Source organism: Methanosphaera sp. BMS (assembly GCF_003268005.1).
Lineage (GTDB): Archaea > Methanobacteriota > Methanobacteria > Methanobacteriales > Methanobacteriaceae > Methanosphaera.
Genome location: NZ_CP014213.1, coordinates 380,436 through 400,954, shown reverse-complemented (window position 1 = coordinate 400,954; position 20,519 = coordinate 380,436). Strand labels below are relative to the sequence as shown.

4 protein-coding genes are annotated in these 20,519 nt (G+C 34.7%); all 4 read right to left on the bottom strand.

Annotated elements, in window-relative coordinates; all coding sequences use genetic code 11:
- Window positions 1–167 precede the first annotated feature (167 nt).
- Window positions 168–1,589 carry a lectin like domain-containing protein gene (locus tag AW729_RS01325; RefSeq protein ID WP_257791430.1) on the bottom strand — a complete coding sequence of 474 codons (1,422 nt, stop codon included), beginning with the start codon at window positions 1,587–1,589 and terminating at the stop codon, window positions 168–170.
- A gap of 11 nt (window positions 1,590–1,600) precedes the next feature.
- Complete coding sequence (locus tag AW729_RS01320; protein WP_162685720.1) at window positions 1,601–4,228, bottom strand: C1 family peptidase; 2,628 nt, start codon at window positions 4,226–4,228, stop codon at window positions 1,601–1,603.
- Between the two features lie 552 nt (window positions 4,229–4,780).
- Window positions 4,781–8,947 (bottom strand): lectin like domain-containing protein, encoded by a 4,167-nt coding sequence (locus AW729_RS01315; protein ID WP_112123383.1) that lies wholly within the window; start codon window positions 8,945–8,947, stop codon window positions 4,781–4,783.
- Between the two features lie 331 nt (window positions 8,948–9,278).
- Window positions 9,279–20,123, bottom strand: coding sequence for an S-layer family protein (locus AW729_RS01310; RefSeq protein WP_112123382.1), 10,845 nt, complete (start codon window positions 20,121–20,123; stop codon window positions 9,279–9,281).
- Window positions 20,124–20,519 lie beyond the last annotated feature (396 nt).

Below are 20,519 nucleotides of genomic sequence, written 5' to 3'. Positions count from 1 at the left end.
TAGTAGTATCAGATTGCTAATAAAAAAGAAGGAAAGAGGAGGTTAAGACGTGTTAAATCCATGTTTTTATTCACCACAACTTTTTTTATGGATTATAGATAAAAGAAAGGTGAATAAAAGAAAATTAAGAAATTAAAGTAATCATATCCTTTTCTTCTTAATTTATTTTATATCACTGTTAAGGTCTTCGTATCTTCAATACGTTCATACTCCGATGATATGAAAACGGCTGTAAGATTATAACTTTTAGCTTTCATATCCGCAGGCACTGTGTAATTTACTACTACCTGATTGTTGACGACTTTGGCATAGATTACTTTGCCGTTAGAGTCTTTAACTGTTTTACCATTGATTTTGAACACGATTTTTCCGGTGTTTATCGTATTTGGTGAGTTGATTGTCGCAGTGAGTTTAACCTCGTCACCTATAGAAGCTGTGACGTCATATGTGGTGATTGTCGTTTCTTCGGCGTTGATTGTGACTGTTTCTTTATCGCTAGTCATCTTTGCAACATCACTTGAACCTGAGTATACCGCCTGTATGGTCGTGTTTTCTTTTGCCCAATCACTTGGTACAACATAATCTTCGATTACAGCCGTACCGTTTACTACCTTAGCGTAGATTACCTTACCGTCAGCGTCCTTAAGTGTTTTACCGTTTACCTTGAATGTGATTTTTCCCTTGTTTATGGTCGTGTTTATTTGACTGCCGTAGTATATGCTTGCCTGTATTGTTGCTGGCTGACCTATCGTAAATTCGGTTGTATCTACTTTTAGTGTGTTTGTTGGCAGTATTGTGAATGCCTTGATACATGCTACCTGTGAGTTTATCGTTCTAAATATTGATGTCTTCCATGTCATATTTGCCAGATCTTGCCAGTTTTCTCCGTCAGTACTGATATAGGATAGGTTTTCATGGTAGATTCCATAGATGAAGTCGCCCTTTATGGATACTGGTATTGCGGTTTCTGGTGTTAGTATTTTGAAGACTGCTTCAAATTTGTCATCCTTTTGTAGTGGTATGTATTCGTCGAGTTTGATAGTGTAGTAGCCGGCATTGTTTGTACCGCTTTGTGTTAGTGTTAATTCATCGTTTAGGTATATGTATAACTGCCAGTCGGTCGGCTTTTCGAAGTAGGTGGATATTCCTGCAAGTGTTTCCTCCTCGGTTGAATAGAATGTATTTTTATACCATGAGTAGTTTGTTTCGTTGTTAAAGAATGTGGATAATCCCAGCTCGTATTGATAGTTTTTATCATATTTGTCCGTGTCATTGAATATTATTGCACTGGCGTCATAATGTCTAAAATCAAGTAAGTCTAACACACTTCCAACGTCTATTCCATTGTCATATGTTTCATCATAATATGAAAGATAGAAGTATCCGTCATATCCCCACTCTTCACCATAACTATTTTTCACAATCCATGCACCTTTATCCGGAGCATTTGGAATCTCCATCTCATCATCCCATCCGATGATACATACAAAGTGATCTGGTGAACCTGTATACTTTTTATATTGCTTATAATCATTTTCACTACTGGCGTTTAAATCCACTGCTATCATAAGCCCACCATATTTTATTATGGATGTTTTGATTAATGAAATATCAGGAGTATATCATCGTCCCCTATGAATGCTACATTTTGAACTGGCAATATGGTATCATATCTTGGTGAGAAGATACTGTTATCATCAAATTCATCTTCACTTTCCAGGACAGGGCCTAACCAGCTTGTAAGATAGTATATTATATCATTATAAGTTCCTCCTTGTTTAACCCTATTATAGTATTTACCGAAAATTGAGTAGTTGTGAACCAGATTTTTCATATTATTTTCAGATAAGTCCATTATGGTATTATTGGCTTTTAATATGGAGGATTCAAGAGCAGCTAATGTTCCAAAGGATACGCATGCACCACTTCTTCCCTGATATTTAACAGGGGTACAAAGACCCTCATCGTTTAGGTTATAGTATGATGGAAGATCAGTTATCTCATCAGTATAATTGATTTGTAATGGCGTGTAATTTCTGCTTCTGAATACTAGTGAATCAATTGAATCCTTGGTAGTGAACTGATATACATTATTTCCTGTTTTTGCCGAATTATTGATGAATGTGTTGTTTTGATTGAATTCATATAATGAATATACTGCTCCTCCGACAGTTGCATGATTATTTTTAAAAGTGTTGTTGTCTACTTTTATGGATTCATAATCCATTATCAGTAGTGCTCCACCCGTTCCGGCAGAGTTATTATCAAAGACTGTGTTGGATATGTTTAGGTTTCCTTGATTAAAGTATAATGCCCCACCATATATTTCAGCAGCATTATTAACGAAAGTGGAATCTGTTATGCTTATATTTGCATTATCAATAGTTAATGCTCCGGTACTGCTTTCTTTTTGTTCAACAACTTCATTGTTTGAAAAGTTAACTGTTGAAATGCTACAGCCTATACGGGTATTGTTGAATGTATTATCCGTGACGTTGAAGTTTCCCTCATTAAAAACTATCCTACCATCTGTAACAGTATTATTGATGAATGATCCGTTAGCATATATAATGTAAGCAACCCCCTTATCACCATTGAATGTGGAATTAGCGATAGTTAATGATGAAACCTCAAAAAGGGTAAAGCTTTTATCTTCAAATGTACAATTTATTATGTTTAAATCTCTTGAAGTGACATCCAATGTATCCCTATACTCTAAAGAATTATCAAATCTTGAATTTGTAATATTCATCGTTATATTCTTGTAGTCACCATGAACATTTACAAGTACATACTCTGGAGTATTATCATATAATTCACTATCTATTATGTTAAGAAATCCACCATCAATGTTGATTATATAGTATCCTGTATTGTCTTTGATTGTGGAATTGGCAATGGTTATTATGTTATCTGCTTGTGAGTATATTGCTGAGGCATATCCTTCCTCGTCAATTCCATTTGCTAATGTAATATTATTCAATGTAAGATTTCCGTCAAGGATTGTGAATATCCTGGATAGTTTCCTTCCATCGAGGCTATGTCCTTTTGCATCTATGGTTATTGTTTTATTGATTATGATACCGTCAACCGAACCACCATAATATCCATAATTCATATCCAATTCAAGTACACCACCCTCTTGGGTATTGTTGATTAAGTCGGATAATGCCTCGAATGTTCCTGGAAAATCAGTATCGTAGCTATCAGTTCCTTCTTCTGCTGTATTGTTTATGAATATGCAGTCAATTGCACTTCCATGACTCATAGCTCCACCAACAAGGGCACTGTTATTGATGAATGTACAGTTAATTGCATCACAATCAGCTAATGCTCCACCACCAATTGATGCTGAATTCTGGGTAAATGTGGAATTAATACAGTTAGCGTTGTATACTGCTCCACCTATCATAGAAGTATTGTTTTCGAATGTTGAGTTTCTTATGTAACAGTCTCCTTCTTGATTATTTACTGCTCCGCCAATTGCTGCTGTGTTTTCGCTGAATGTTGAATTGCTTATGCTGAGAGTACCCCCAAAGTTACGTATTGCACCTGCATACTTTGCTGAATTATTTGTAAATGTTGAATCAAGTACTACTAATGTACCGCCGGAATAAATTGCACCGCCCAAGTTACCGGCGTAATTATTTGTGAAGGTACAGTTTATCACTGTTAAATCAGCATCATTAAAAATTGCAGCTCCGACGTCACCATCAATGTCTCTGTCAATACGAGCATTTGTGAATATGATATTTTTCAATACTATCGTACCGGCATTTATGTCCATGATTGCACCGGAATCCTTACCGTTTAATGTGTATCCGTGTCCGTCAATTGTTATTGATTTATTGATATAGACACCGTCGATTGAAGCACCGTCATATTCATAATCCATATCCAATTCGATAATGCTGCCCTCTTGGGTTTGATTTATCAAATCGGATAATTGTGTGAATGTTCCAGTATTTTCATCTTCTTTTAGACTAGACCTATCCTGTGTATTTTTTTCAATAGAACGTTCACTGGAAAAGTCCTTGGCATTTGATTTTAGATTTTTTACTTCATTTAAATCAGTAATGCTAACCTCATTAGCAATACTATTGTCTTGGGAATCGATTTCATAATCAATCCCATCATCAATGTTGTTCATGTCCGTTGCTGAAGCTACACAAACAAGCGAACAGATCAACACGAGAAATATTAATACAGGAACGAGTTTTCTCTTCATAAAAAGCCTCCTAAATATTTTATACAAAATCCTGCATATGAATGTATTTATTAGACATTTTATAAAAATGTTAACATATATGAAATTCATTAATTTCAATGTAATTTGATTATTATTTCCTATTTTTTTTAAAATAATTCTTATTAAATTCCGTCTTTTATCAAATATTCTTAATTTTCTTTTGTTTATTGGGGTGTGTTTATTTTTAGGGATTTAGTTGGATAATTGAAAAAATGCATATGAGTCTTGAGGATTATAAGACTCTAAGTATTCCTATGTGATATTCTTCTTTTTAGCTAATAGAAAAAGCTACACTGATCACATAAAAAACCTAAACTAGATTGCTTATGACATCATTTGCTATAAAAAGATTGAAAAACAATCATAGTGACATTAAAAGAATTCATGATTATGAGAATATTTTTATAAAGTTGATACTGGTTAATCTGAATAAAAAAAGGGTTGTAGAACAATTTAATGGGGAAAGAAACTAAAAAAAAAAGAAAAAAAATAAATAATTAAAAATAAAACATGATACGTTAACGTTTTTAATTATATCACGGTCAAGGTCTTCGTATCTTCAATACGTTCATACTCCGATGATATGAAAACAGCTGTAAGATTATAACTTTTAGATTTCATATCCGCAGGCACTGTGTAATTTACTACTACCTGATTGTTGACGACTTTGGCATAGATTACTTTGCCGTTAGCGTCTTTAACAGTCTTACCGTTTATTTTAAAGACTATTTTTCCATTGTTTATCGTATTTGGTGAGTTGATTGTCGCAGTGAGTTTAACCTCGTCACCTATAGAAGCTGTGACGTCATATGTGGTGATTGTCGTTTCTTCGGTGTTGATTGTTACTGTTTCTTTATCGCTAGTCATCTTTGCAACATCACTTGAACCTGAATATACCGCCTGTATGGTCGTGTTTTCTTTTGCCCAATCACTTGGTACAACATAATCTTCGATAATAGCCGTACCGTTTACTACCTTAGCGTAGATTACCTTACCGTCAGCGTCCTTAAGTGTTTTACCGTTTACCTTGAATGTGATTTTTCCCTTGTTTATGGTCGTGTTTATTTGACTGCCGTAGTATATGCTTGCCTGTATTGTTGCTGGCTGACCTATTGTAAATTCGGTTGTATCTACTTTTAGTGTGTTTGTTGGCAGTATTGTGAATGCCTTGATACATGCTATTTGTGAGTTGAATGTCAAATATAATGATTTCCATGTTATATTTGTCAAGTCTTGCCAGTTTTCTCCATCATTACTGACATATGATAGGTTTTCACGATACAATCCGTATATGAAATCATTCTCAAGTGATATTGGTATTCTCGTATCTGGTGTTAGTATTTTGAAGACTACTTCAAATTTGTCATCTTTCTGTAGTGGTATGTATTCGTCGAGTTTGATAGTGTAGTAGCCGGCATTGTTTGTACCAGTCTGTGTTAGTGTTAATTCATCGTTTAGGTATATGTATAACTGCCAGTCAGTCTGTTTTTCAAAGAATGTGGATATTCCCGCAAGCGTTTCCTCCTCGGTTGAGTAGAACACGTTTTTGTACCAGGAGTACTCATCTTCAGTATTAAAGAATGCAGATAATCCTAGCTCATATTGATAGTTTTTATCATATTTTTCCGTGTCATTGAAGATTATTGCAATAGCATTATAGTTTGGATTATTATATACATATGAAGAACCCACTTCTACATTATATTGTGTATCATAATATGAAAGATAGAAGTATCCATCATAACCCCAATCAGTACCATAACTGTTTTTCACAATCCATGCACCTTTACTTGGAGCATTTGGAATCTCCATATCATCATCCCAGCCGACGATACAGACATTATGATCGGTAGGGTATGCAGTATTGATGTATTGTTTATAGTCATTATCTATACTAGCGTTCATATATAATTCTATTATAATGCCACCGTATTCTGTTATGTATTTTTTCATTAAGGAAATATTATGGTTATCATTTTCTCCTATGAATGCCATATTTTGAACTGGTAATACAGTATCATATTTTACTGAGAATATACTGTTTTCATCAAATTCATCTTCACTTTCTAAAACAGGTCCAATCCAACTAGTTAAATAATCTATTAAAGCAACAGTTGCAGTTGATAGATTAGGTGAATTAAATTTTTGACCATAAATTGAGTATCGGTGAATCAAATTTTTCATGTTGTTTTCGGATAAATCCATAGCGGTATTATTTGCTTTTAAAATTGCAGATTCAAGAGCAGCTATTGCTGCAAAAGTCACACAACTGCCAGTGAATCCCTGATCTTTAACAGGTGTTACATAGCCATCATCATTTAGATTGTAGTATGATGGAAGTTCTGTAATCTCAGTAATGTTAGTTTGTAATGGAGTGTAATTTCTGCTTCTGAATACCAATGAATCGAGTGAATCCTTGGTAGTAAACTGATACACATCATCACAATCTTTTGCTGAATTACGGATGAAGGTATTGTTTTGATTGAATTCATAAAATGAATATACTGCACCTCCAATTATCGCATGATTTTTTTTAAAGGTGTTGTTTTCTATGTTTATGGAGTCATAATTCATTATCATTAATGCTCCACCATATCCGGCACTATTGTTATCAAATACTGTATCGGAAATGTTTAAATTACCTTGGTTGAAGTATATTGCACCACCATACCTTTCAGCAGAATCATTAGCAAAACTGGAATCCGTTATGCTTATATTTGACTTTTCAATACTTAATGCTCCATTAAATTTTCCAGTAAAATCATTGATTTCAATGTTTGAAAAGTTAACGTTTGACTTGGAAGATGATACTTCAGATTGAATGAATATATTATATGAAACGTTTAAATTTGATGTATCGAAATCTACTGAATGACATGTAAATGTATTATTGATAATAGATCCGTTAGTATACATAAGTGAATAAATACCCATTTCATCACCACAATTAAATGTGGAATCGACGATATTCAGTGATGGAATTTCAGATAAGACAAATTCTGCATTTTCAAACGTACAATTTATAACGTTTAAATCTCTTGAACTAATGTCCAATGTGAAGTACAATTGTGGATTATTAAATGTTGAATTTGTAATATTCAGTGCAATATTCTTATACTCTCCCTCACAATATATAATTTCCCACTGTGGAGCATTATTATAGAATTCACAATCTGCTATGTTAAAGAAACCATCAGGTATGTAAATTAGATAATCCCCTTTATTGTTTATTAATGTGGAATTGACGATATTTATTATAGTTTCTGCATTTGAATATATTACTGAGGCCTTTCCTTCATTTGCATTTGCTATTGTAACATTTTTTAATGTGAGATTTCCGTTAACGATAGTAAATATTCGTGACAACTTTTTTCCATTGATGGTATGACCTTTTCCATCAATAGTTATGGATTTACTAATCTGGATACCGTCAACTGAACCGCCATAATATCCATAATTCATGTCCAATTCAAGTACATCACCCTCAGGAGTATTGTCGATTAACTCAGATAATTCTTCGAAAGTTCCAGTAGAATCTGTGTTATATGTATCAGCTCCTTCTTCTGCTTCGTTATCTACGAATTCACAGTTAATTATATTTCCACCACTCATTGCTCCACCAGTTTCCGCATGATTCCTGATGAAAGTGGAATTAATTGCATCGCTTTCGGATAATGCTCCTCCGACAAACACTGCCGAATTTTCGGTAAACGTACAGTTAATACAAGTACCACCACGTACTGCTCCAGCAATGCTGGCACTGTTATTGGTGAATATGCTGTCAGAAATCGTTAGGATACCATCATCATCATATACTGCTCCGGCCATCATGGCTGTATTTTTTTCAAACGTGGAATTTGTTATAGTACAGTTTCCCTTGGTAATATCAATAGCTCCGATAAATATTCCTGAGTTTTCAATGAATGTTGAATTATTTATGGTGAGGTTTCCTACATTATTCTCTATAGCACCACCATACTTGGCGTGATTATTTATGAATGTTGAATCAAGTATGACAAGGTTACCCTTGGAATAAATGGCACCGCCCATGTTGGTGGCATTATTATTGGTGAATGTGCAGTTTATCACTGTTAAATCAGCATCATTATAAATTGCAGCACCAAGATCAGCACTTATATTCCTTTTGAGGGAAGCGTTTGTGAATATTATATTTTTCAATACTATCGTACCGGCGGTTATGTCCATGATTGCACCTGAATCTTTACCGTTTAATGTGTATCCGTGTCCGTCGATGGTTATTGATTTAGTGATAGATACGCCGTCGATTGAAGCACCGTCATATTCATAATCCATATCCAATTCGATAATGCTGCCCTCCTGGGTTTGATTTATCAAATCGATTAATTGTGTGAATGTTCCGGTATTTGCCTCCCTTTTTATATTGGGAGTATCATATATGCTTTTTTCGATAGATTGTTCGCTATAATAATCATTATTATCTCTTTTTGAATTTTTCACTCCGTTTAAACTATTCTCTTTTTGTTCTACTACTTTTTCCTGTACATCCATATTGGGTGTACTTTTTTCTTGTACCGCTACTTCCACTGCTGCAGGTGCATCCGTACCAATACTTTCAAGCATATCACTTGTATCACTTGATACATCGCTTGCACTTACAGCTCCTACCAGCAATACCAGTAGGATGGCTAGTAGCAGGATTATTTTGGTTTTTTCCATTTTTGTTCACATCACTTATTTTAATAATTTTCATAAATAACATATTATTTATGTGTATGTTTTCATAAAAGCTAAACATTTTATTTAGGTTTTATATGATAATAGCTTTAGACATTATACATATTAAATATTTGTATATTTCTCTGATTTTCTAACGTGTTATTGTTTTATTTTCTCGTGTCGATGGTTGGTTTTTTTTAATATTCGGATAATTACTCTGTTACCTATTTTTTATCATAATTATTAGAAGCGGACTATTATGACTAATTTGAATAATATAAAAGGTTGAAACGCTAATAAAAAAAGATTATTAGGGGGTTAAGGGGTTTTTTCATATTTTGATGAGTACTGTGTTGGCACGTGAAGAGATGTATTTACCGTTTTCACCGGCGATTATTGTTATCTGGTGTAGTCCCTTGGAGAGTGTTGTTGGCACTTTGTAGTTGATGCTTCCTGTTGATGTGTTGAATGCGTAGCTTTTTCCGTCTACTTTTATTACTACGCTTGTTTGTTTGTTGATTAGTTGGTTGTTGTCATCTAGTATCTTTGCTTTTATGTAGCTTGTTGTGCCAGTGGTGTAGATTGGTTCTTCTTCGATGTGCGTGTTTAGGCGGTTCATGGTTAGTTGTGTTGTCAGTTCTACTCTTCCATACTGTTTGGAGGAGTATACCGCGGTTAGGTTATGTGTTCTTGCACCAAGTGTGTCTGGTATCTTATAGTCAAGTACTCCTAGTCCATCGTTGATGTTTACTACTACAGCGTTACCATTTTCGTCCTTGAGGCTTACTCCGTTTAGTTTGAATACAAGTTGTCCACCTGTTATGTCTACTTGATTCTCGGATAGGTGTGCTATTAGTTTTAGTCTGTCACCTGGTTTAACCGTGCTTGCTCCTGTGAGTATGCTCATGATGTTGCTGGTTTTGGTGTCTCCACTCTTAGCTGTCGTATCCTTGTTTAGGGTGTTGTTTATGTAGTTTGTCTTTATCGTAGAGTTGCTTTTTATGAGTACTGTTTTTACGTTTGCTCCTAGATATTTACCGTTTTCACCACTAATTATTGTGATGTTGTAGTATCCGTCTTTTAATGTTTGACTAATCTGGTAGTCTATTGTACCGTTTATTGTGTTTAATGAGTAGCTTTTACCGTTTACTTTTATACTAATGGTGGTTTGTTTGTTTAGTGCCTGGTTGTTCTGGTCAACAATCTGTGCCTTGATTGTAATCTTATCCGTGGTTGTGTATAGTGGGTTTACGTCGATGTGTGTCGTGTACTTACCAATTGTCATAGGAGTCGTTAGCTCAACCCTTCCATAAGTATTAGAAGCATATACCGCCGTCAAGTTATGTGTACGTGCACCAAGTGTGTCTGGTATCTTGTATTCGAGTACTGCCAGTCCATTCTTGATGTTTACTATTACTGCACTGCCGTTTTCATCCTTGAGGCTTACACCGTTTAACTTGAATACCAGTTGTCCACCGTCAATGTCTACGCCATTATCCTTGATGTGTGCTATGAGCTTTACTGTCTGACCTGGTTTGGAGTCAAATGACCCTGTGAGTAGTTCCATGTCCACCTTATAGTATTTATCTATTGTCAGGTTGCCTGTTGTGGCTTTTAGTGTAGCATTACCATTATACGTTGCCGTTATGTTTACAAGTTTATCTTTCTTGGCTACCGTGTAGTTGGTGGTTGCTACTCCGTTGTTGTTGGTTTTTACTGTAGTGTTATTTCCGTTCATTGACACTTTTATTTCCTGATTTTTGACTGGATTGTTTTTCTCATCCTTTAATGTGAACGTTACCAGTACATTATCATTTACTCTTGGCTTGGTATTGTTTACGGTTATTTTCATTCTGGTGTTTAGAATGTTTTCTTTTACAGTGACCTTAGTGGATGTAGTGCTTGGGTTGTAGTTGTTGTTTCCATTGTATTTGACCGTGATGTTAATGGATCCTGCCCGTGTTAGTTTGTGTGTTTGTGTTGCTATTCCATTGTTGTTGGTTTTAACCGTGTATGTCTTGTCTTCAACAGTTATTGTTATGTTTTGGTTTGATAGTTTTTGGTTGTCTTTATCTGTTAGTGTTGCTGTGATTGTTATCGTGTCTGTTACTTTTGGTGTATTGTTAGATACTTTTAGTGTTAGTTGAGTGTTAATCTTGTTAACTGTTATGTTCATGGTTGCTGTGCTGTTGTTGTTCTTGCTGTCGCCCTTGTAGGTGGCTGTTATTGTTTGTTTTCCAACGGTTGTTGGCGTGTATGCTTTTGTTGCCACACCACTAGTATCTGTTTTTACCGTATATGTTTTACCGGCAACATTTATTGTAACATTCTGTCCTGATAATTTGTTGCCGTTAGCGTCTGTTAGTATTGCTGTGATATTTATTGACGTGTTTAGTGTCAGCGTTGTATTGGATGCTTTTACTGTCAATTTTGAGTTGATTTTCTTGACGGTTATGTTTGCTGTAGCAGTACTGTTTACATATTGACTGTCTCCTTTATATGTAGCAGTGATTGTTTGGGTTTCTACCTTTGTAGGAGTATAACTTTGTGTTGCTATTCCATTACTGTTAGTTTTTACTTTGAATGTCTTTCCACCAACAGTTATTGTAATGTTTTGATTTGCCACTTTATTATTATTATTCTCATCTGTTAATGTAGCAGTAATCGTTATGGATGTATTATTTACCGGTGTGCTGTTGGATACTTTAAGTGTTAGCTTCGTGGTAATCTTCTTGACAGTTACACTTGCAGTTGTACTGCTGTTATTGTATTGACTGTCACCATTGTATTTAGCTGTTATTGTCTGGGTTTCTACCCTGGTTGGCGTGTAGCTTTGTATGGCTACTCCATTAGCATTTGTTTTAATGTTAAATGTCTTACCGGCAACTATTATTGTAATGTTCTGGCCTGCTAGTTTGTTACCATCCGTATCTTTTAGTGTAACAGTTATGGTTATTGGTGTGTTGTTTACTGGTGTCGTGTTGGATACTTTTAAATCTATTCTAGTGTTAATCTTTTTGACTGTTATGCTGGTGGCTGCAGTGTTGTTGTTGTATTGGCTGTCACCATTGTATGTTGCTGTTATTGCTTGTTTTCCAGGGGTTGTTGGCGTGTAGTTTAGTGTTGCTATTGCTTCATTGTTTGTTGGTGTGGTGTATGTTCTATCATCTATTGTAAATGTGATGTTCCGGTTTGCTAGTTTGTTGTTGTTTATATCGGTTAGTATGGCTGTTATGGTTATTGGTGTGTTGTTTACCGGTGTCGTGTTGGATACTTTTAGTGTTAGTTTGGTATCTATTTTTATCACTTTTATTTGTGTTGTTGTTGTGTTATTGTTGTACATGTTGTTTCCATGGTATGTAGCGGTGATTGTTTGTGATCCTATTTTGCTAGTGGTGTATTCTGTGGTGTTTGTTCCATTATTGTTTGTTTTTACTGTGATTATTTCATCGTTTATTGTGATGTTTATGTCTTGGTTTTCTATTGGATTGTTATTGTTGTCTGTTAATTTTATTGTTATGTTTATTTTTGTGTTGTTTACTGCTGTCGTGTTGGATACGTTTAGTGTTAGTTTTGTGTCTGTTTTTGTTGCGGTGACTTTTGCTGTGTTGTTGATGGATTGATTGTATATCTTGTCTCCAAGGTATGTTACTGTTATTGGATATTTTCCCATTTTGTCTAGTGTGAAGGTCATGTTGAATTGTCCGATTTCATTTGTGGTTGTGGTGTTTGTTTTATCATTGACTGTTATCTTTATTGTTGCATCTTTTATTGGAGTATTGTTTTTAGTGTTGAGCGTTCCGTTTATTGTAAATTCCTCACCTACCTTGGCATTCACATCATCTACTAATAATTGTGTGCCCAGTTTTTGAGCATACATAACTAGCGATGCAGTGTTAGAGAAGTATTTGTCATTTCCAGGATATATTGCATTAATTATCGTTTCATTAGCTTGAATGGTGTACTCCAGAGTATTGTATCCTTCATCATTTGTAGTGATATTATATCTTATATCATTGATTGTTATGTTAATAATCTGATTTGCAAGTGGGTTTCCTAGTTGATCTTTGAGTAAGAAAGTCAAGTTAACCACTTCAAACACACTAGGATTACTATTATTGGATGATATATTAATGTTGGTATTAAGTTCATAGAATACATTGCTTATCATACTAACATCACTTCCATCTGTATATATTGTTGAGCTGTAGGTGGATGTATCTGCATTAATGTTATCATGAATCGTAGCACTTCCACTATCATCCTTTATTGCAGATCCTGATGTGCCTGCCGTATTAGTTATGAAAGTGTTACCTTCAATCAAAGCATTACCCTGCTTATTGTAGATTGCTCCTCCATCTTTGTTTGCATTATTGTTTTCTAGTTTGGAATCAGTAATTGTTAAATTACTACTGGTACCATTGTTAACTATTGCTCCCCCATATGTTGCGTTGTTGTGTGTGAGGTTTGTGTTGGTTATGTTAAGAATACCACCATTGTGGTTGTATATTGCACCTCCAAGTCCATTTTGTCCTGTTGCTGTGTTGTTGTTGAGATTGGTGTTGGTTATGGAAAGAGTACCCATAGCAGTGTTGTAGATTACACCTCCAATTGCATATTCTTGTCCTGTTGCGTTGTTGTGTGTGAAGTTGGAGTTTGTTATATTAAGAGTACCACCATCGTTGAATATTACTCCTCCAATTCCAGTATTTTGTCCAGCTGCGGTGTTGTTGTTGAGGTTAGAGCCTGTTATGGTAAGAGTACCATGGTTGTATATTGCACCCCCAATTCCATTTTGTCCTGTTGCAGTGTTGTGTGTGAGGTTGGTGTTGGTTATGTTAATAGTACCTCTAGTGTTGAATATTACACCTCCACGTCCATCTCTATTTTGTCCTGTTGCAGTGTTGTCTGTGATGTTGGAACCTGTTATGCTAAAAGTACCACCATTGTTGTATATTACACCTCCACGTCCATCATATGTTTGTCCTGTTACCTTGTTGTTTGTTAACTTGGAGCCTGTTATGCTAAGAGAATAACCATTATCGTTGTATATTGCACCTCCATATCCATTTTGTCCTGTTGCAGTGTTGTCTGTGAGATTGGAGTCTGTTATGTTAAGATTACCAGTGTTGAATATTACACCTCCACGTCCATCATATGTTTGTCCTGTTGCGATGTTGTCTGTGAGGTTGGAGCCTGTTATGTTAAGAGTACCATTAAGGTTGTGTATTGCACCTCCATATCCATATTCTTGTCCTGTTGCGGTGTTGTATGTGATGTTGGAGTCGGTTATGCTAAGAGTACCATAGTTGAATATTGCACCCGCATATCCAAATCTAGTTTGTCCTGTTGCGTTGTTGTGTGTGAGGCTGGAACCTGTTATGTTAAGAGTACCACGGTTGTTGTATATTGCTCCTCCACGTCCATTTTGTCCTGTTGCAGTGTTGTCTGTGAGATTGGAGTCGGTTATGCTAAGAGTACCATAGTTGAATATTGCACCTCCATATCCATTTTGTCCTGTTGCAGTGTTGTCTGTGAGGCTGGAATCTGTTATACTAAGAATACCATTGTTATTTATTGCACCTCCTTGTGTTGCCGTGTAATTGCTTAGTGTGATATTGTATAATGTTAAATTATAACCCTCATCTACTGTCATGAATTGATGGTTTTTAATACCGTCTAGTGTTTGTCCGTTTCCATTTATGATTAATTTACGTGTACTGCCACTTGCACTGCCCCAGGTCATATCATCAGTTGCATTGTAGTCACCTGGTAATAGGTAAATGTAATATTCCTCTTCATCGGATCTTTTAGCATCTTCAACGGCTTCTACTAGTTCTGAGTAGTTTCTTAACATTTTATCATAGAAGTATAATATGAATGTATTATCGACAAAAGCACTTGTATCAGTACCGTTTACCACTAAACGTATCATATGATTTCTAGGCACAGTATAACCATTTAACTGTCCGGTGTATACACATTCCTCTTCGTCATCGAGGTAAATGGCATAAGTGACATCCCCTGGAATATAGTTATCATTATAATTATCCAATTGGATATACTTTTCATCATTTATTATGTAGTTTGCTGGTGTATTATTATAAAAGATAGTATGTATAACCTCATAAATTCCAAAGTAGTTGTATATTACTCCTCCACTTGTTGCATTGTTGTTGTAGAGTGTACTTTGGATTATGATTGCAGTTCCATGGTCGTTATATATTGCTCCTCCAATTTTTGCGTTGTTGTTATGGAGTGTACTGCGGGTTATGGTTGTATTTCCATTCCAGTTAAATATTGCTCCTCCTTCAGCATCAGTTGTAAAGAATCCTGTTGCGGTTGCCTGGTTGTTTTCTAGTGTGGAATCTGTGATGTTTAAATTTCCCTTGTTATATATAGCTCCACCATAACTATAAGCATTTCCCAAGTCTTCTTCTATTGCTGTTGCCTGATTATTTTCTAGTGTGGAATTTGTGATGATTAAATTTCCATTGTTATATATAGCTCCACCATAACTATAAGCATTTCCAGAGCCTCCTATTGCTACTACCGCTGCTACTGTTGCTGTTGCTTGGTTGTTTCTTAGTGTAGAATCTGTGATGCTTAAATTTCCATTGTTATATATAACTCCTCCCTTAGCAAGAGCATTTCCAATGTCTCCTCTTTCTGTTTCTGTTGCTTGGTTGTTTTCTAGTGTGGAATCTCTGATGCTTAAATTTCCATTGTTATATATAACTCCTCCCTCTTGTGCCGTGTAGTTTGTTATCGTGATATTTTCCAATATCAGGTTGTATCCCTCTGCTATTTGTATGAATTGAAATTCTTTCTTTCCATTAAGTGTCAGTCCATTACCATTTATGATTATATTCTTTGTAGCTGAATCACTCAATCTTATATTAGATATTGCATTATAATCTCCAGAACCCAGATTAATTATGTATTTATCATATTCTTCAAGTTTTGCTTCTCCTATTGCATCTATCAATTCATGATAACCGTTTACATTTTTTGTCTTTGATTTTCTAAGTATGAATACGTTATTAATTGTATTTGTTCCTGTACCGTTGAGTATTAATTTAATGTAATGATCACCTAGAGTATACTTATTAAAATCATCAGCACTAGAACCATTGAATACTTTTTCATCATCTACTATGATACTGAAATCACCAATGCTGATGAAACGATCATCATGTTTTATTTGTATGTGGTTGTCCTGGTTTATGATGAAGTTTGTTGGTGTATTTTTATAAAAGATATTGTTTGTAATATTAAAAATTCCATTAACGTTGTATATTGCTCCCCCATCTTCGTTTGCGTTGTTATTGTAGAATACACTGTTGGTTATGGTTGTATTTCCCAAGTAGTAGTTGTATATTGCTCCTCCCTCGCCTGCGGTGTTGTTGTAGAGTGTACTGTCTGTTATGATTGTAGTTCCCTCTTTGTTATATATTGCTCCTCCCTCGCCTGCGGTGTTGTTGTAGAGTGTACTGTCTGTTATGATTGTAGTTCCCTCGTTGTTATATATTGCTCCTCCCTCGCTTGCGGTGTTGTTGTGAAGTGTGGTATTGGTTATGATTATATTTCCATATTGGTCGTTGTATATTGCTCCTCCAAAAATGGATGCATTGTTGTTGTAGAGTGTACTGTTGGTTATTGTTAGTGTTCCCTGGTTTTGTATTGCTCCTCCCTTTGAAGTATAATAAGCATGGTTGTTGTTTAATGTACTGTTGATTATTGTTAGCGTTCCCTGGTTTTGTATTGCTCCCCCATTTTGTGCCGTGTAGTTTGTTAAGGTAATATTTTCCAACGTCAGATTGTGTCCACTTGCTATTTGTATGAACTGGTATCTGTTTTGTCCGTCCAGTATTAGTCCATTTCCCTTTATGATAATGTTTTTTGTATCAGAGTCTTTCCAGAGTATGTTTCCTGTAGCATTATAATTACCGGACAGTAAGTTAATTATAAGAGTATTATATCCTACGGTTTTTGCTTGTTCTAAAGTGTTTATTAATTCCGTGTAGTTTGTCACATTCATTTCGTTAATTTGATTTGAACTGAAAACCTTGACTATCACATTGTTTGACGTATAATTACGCATATTAAACTCAATTACATAATTAACTGTGTAGGTACCTAGTTCTAAATTGCTTAATATGATGTTTTCATCTTTAGTCGTAACATTTTCCACACCATTGATGTAAAATGTTTTGTTCAAATCTTTATCCAAACCTATTTGTTCTAAAACATTTGTATCATAGTAATTTGGATGTTCTAATCCCATATTAATATTTAAGGCTATCTCCTCACCTTCTACAAATATTGTTTTATCATCTTCAACGGATAATTTCATGTTTAATGCAATACTTGTATTATTGTATGTGTTATCGTTAAGTATTCCATAATTTGTTTCGTTTAAATCTATAGTTTCTTCGTTACCGGCAGTATTATTGCTAAATATGTTACATGTACTGTTCACATATCCCTCTGAATATATTGCCCCTCCCGAATCACGTGCATGGTTGTTGTTTAGTGTACTGTTGGTTATTGTTAGTGTTCCCAGGTTTTGTATTGCTCCTCCATTTTGTGCCGTGTAGTTTGTTAAGGTAATGTTTTCCAACGTCAAATTGTGTCCTGCTGCTATTTGTATGAATTGATATCTGTTTTGTCCGTCCAGTATTAGTCCATTTCCCTTTATGAGGATATTTTTTGTATCAGAGTCTTTCCAGAGTATGTTTCCTGTAGCATTATAATTACCGGACAGTAAATTAATTATAAGAGTATTATATCCTACGGTTTTTGCTCGTTCTATAGTATTTATTAGTTCAGTGTAGTTTGTCACATTCATTTCGTTAATTTGATTTGAACTGAAAACCTTGACTATCACATTATTTGACGTATAATTACGCATATTAAACTCAATTACATAATTAACTGTGTAGGTACCTGGTTCTAAATTGCTTAATATGATGTTTTCATCTTTAGTTGTAACATTTTCCACACCATTGATGTAAAATGTTTTGTTCAAATCTTTATTAAAACCTATTTGTTCTAAAACATTTGTATCATAGTAATTTGGATGTTCTAAACCTATATAAATGTTTAAGGCTATCTCCTCACCTTCTACAAATATTGTTTTATCATCTTCAACGGATAGTTCCACGTTTAATGCAATACTTGTATTATTGTATGTGTTATCGTTAAGTATTCCATAATTTGTTTCGTTTAAATCTATCGTTTCTTCGTTACCGGCAGTATTATTGCTAAATATGTTACATGTACTGTTCACAATTCCCGTAGAATATATTGCTCCTCCTGAATCACGTGCATGATTGTTATTTAGTGTACTATTGGTTATGATTGCAGTATTAAACCAGTTGTATACTGCCCCTCCATATTCTGCGTTGTTGTTGTTTAGTGTACTGTTGATTATAGTTGTATTTCCCTTGTTCTCTATTGATCCTCCTGAAGTATAAGCATGGTTGTTGTTTAATGTACTGTTGATTATTGTTAGTGTTCCCTGGTTTTGTATTGCTCCCCCATTTTGTGCCGTGTAGTTTGTTAAGGTAATGTTTTCCAGCGTCAGATTGTGTCCACTTGCTATTTGTATAAATTGGTATCTGTTTTGTCCATCTAATGTTAATCCATTTCCCTTTATGACGATATTTTTTGTATCAGAGTCTTTCCAAGTTATGTTTCCTGTAGCATTATAATTGCCGGACAGTAAATTAATTATAAGAGTATTATATCCTACGGTTTTTGCTCGTTCTATAGTATTTATTAGTTCAGTGTAGTTTGTCACATTCATTTCGTTAATTTGATTTGAACTGAAAACCTTGACTATCACATTGTTTGACGTATAATTACGCATATTACACTCAATTACATAATTAACTGTGTAGGTACCTGGTTCTAAATTGCTTAATATGATGTTTTCATCTTTAGTTGTAACATTTTCCACACCATTGATGTAAAATGTTTTGTTCAAATCTTTATTAAAACCTATTTGTTCTAAAACATTTGTATCATAGTAGTTTGGATGTTCTAATCCCATATTAATATTTAAGGCTATCTCCTCACCTTCTACAAATATTGTTTTATCATCTTCAACGGATAGTTCAAGGTTTAATGCAATACTTGTATTATTGTATGTGTTATCGTTAAGTATTCCATAATTATATTCGTTTAAATCTATCGTTTCTTCGTTACCGGCAGTATTATTGCTAAATATGTTACATGTACTGTTCACAATTCCCGTAGAATATATTGCTCCTCCTGAATCACGTGCATGATTGTTGTTTAGTGTACTGTTGGTTATGATTGCAGTATTATACCAGTTGTATACTGCTCCTCCATATTCTGCGTTGTTGTTGTTTAGTGTACTGTTGGTTATGATTGCAGTTGCATGCCAAGTACATATTGCTCCTCCCCCTGCATAATATTCTTGTCCTGTTGCAGTGTTGTTGTTTAGTGTACTGTTGGTTATGTTTATAATTCCTAAGTTGGTGTTGTATATTGCTCCTCCATATTCTGCGTTGTTGTTGTTTAGTGTACTGTTGGTTATGGTTGTAACTCCAGCGTTGTTGTATATTACTCCACCAAACCTGTTTGCGTTGTTGTTGTAGAGTGTGGAATGGGTGATTGTTAAAGCTCCGCTGTTGTATATTGGACCATTATATGATCTGCCATTTGTTATTGTTATGTTTTTTAGAATTAGAGAACTTCCGCTTGCAATAAAAAATACCTGCTTCTGGTCTCCATTTATTGTTTGTCCATTTCCATCTATTGTTAATATGTATTCTTTGTTCAATGTGATTGTACCTGTGTTTGTATATGTTCCTTCAGTTAAGGTAATGGTTGTATCCTCTGTTGCATCAGAAACTTTTCGAGTAAGTTCATCCCAAGAGGATGCATATCTTTCTGCTTTTTTAAGATTGGTCTTGTTTATCTTATTTTTTTTGATTTTACTTTCATCTGCCTGTAAGTTATCATTTACATTTGCTTCTTTTGTTATGGTATCTGTCTGTGATACCATTTGTGTATCCTGTAGCGATACTTCTTCTGTAATACCACCAGCATCCGTATCATCGGATACGTCTGTTGCACTTGCTATGCCTGCAAGCAGTGCCAGTAGCGTAACAAGTATGAACATCTTTATTATTTTCCTGTTCATATTCATTCATCCCTTATTGTTTTTTTTATATGATTTAAATCGTAATTTTGAAACTTTTATCAATTCAAGTAGATTTATTTCTTAAATTGATTAAAGCTTGATATTTATTTTATTAATACTTATTTATATGTATTTGGTAAATTTTTTATCGTGGATATCGGTTGACGCTTTTGTATTTTTGTGTTGTGAACTATTTTTAGTTTTAATCGATATCCTATTTTCTAGGGCTTGATTGTTAACGGTTAACGTATACTACTCCAACAGACATACTGGTTGTAACATATAGACGTACTTTTATAACTTCGTCTAATCTGCCTGCAAATACAGTACATCCTTTATTCATCCTATCGCACTGCCAACTTTTACGATGCTTATAAGAGTTCATTTAACATTAGC

Excerpts from the sequence above, each read along its gene's own strand:
- AW729_RS01315 (WP_112123383.1), bottom strand. The coding sequence starts at position 8,947 with ATGGAAAAAACCAAAATAATCCTGCTACTAGCCATCCTACTGGTATTG.
- AW729_RS01320 (WP_162685720.1), bottom strand. The coding sequence starts at position 4,228 with ATGAAGAGAAAACTCGTTCCTGTATTAATATTTCTCGTGTTGATCTGT.
- AW729_RS01310 (WP_112123382.1), bottom strand. The coding sequence starts at position 20,123 with ATGAACAGGAAAATAATAAAGATGTTCATACTTGTTACGCTACTGGCA.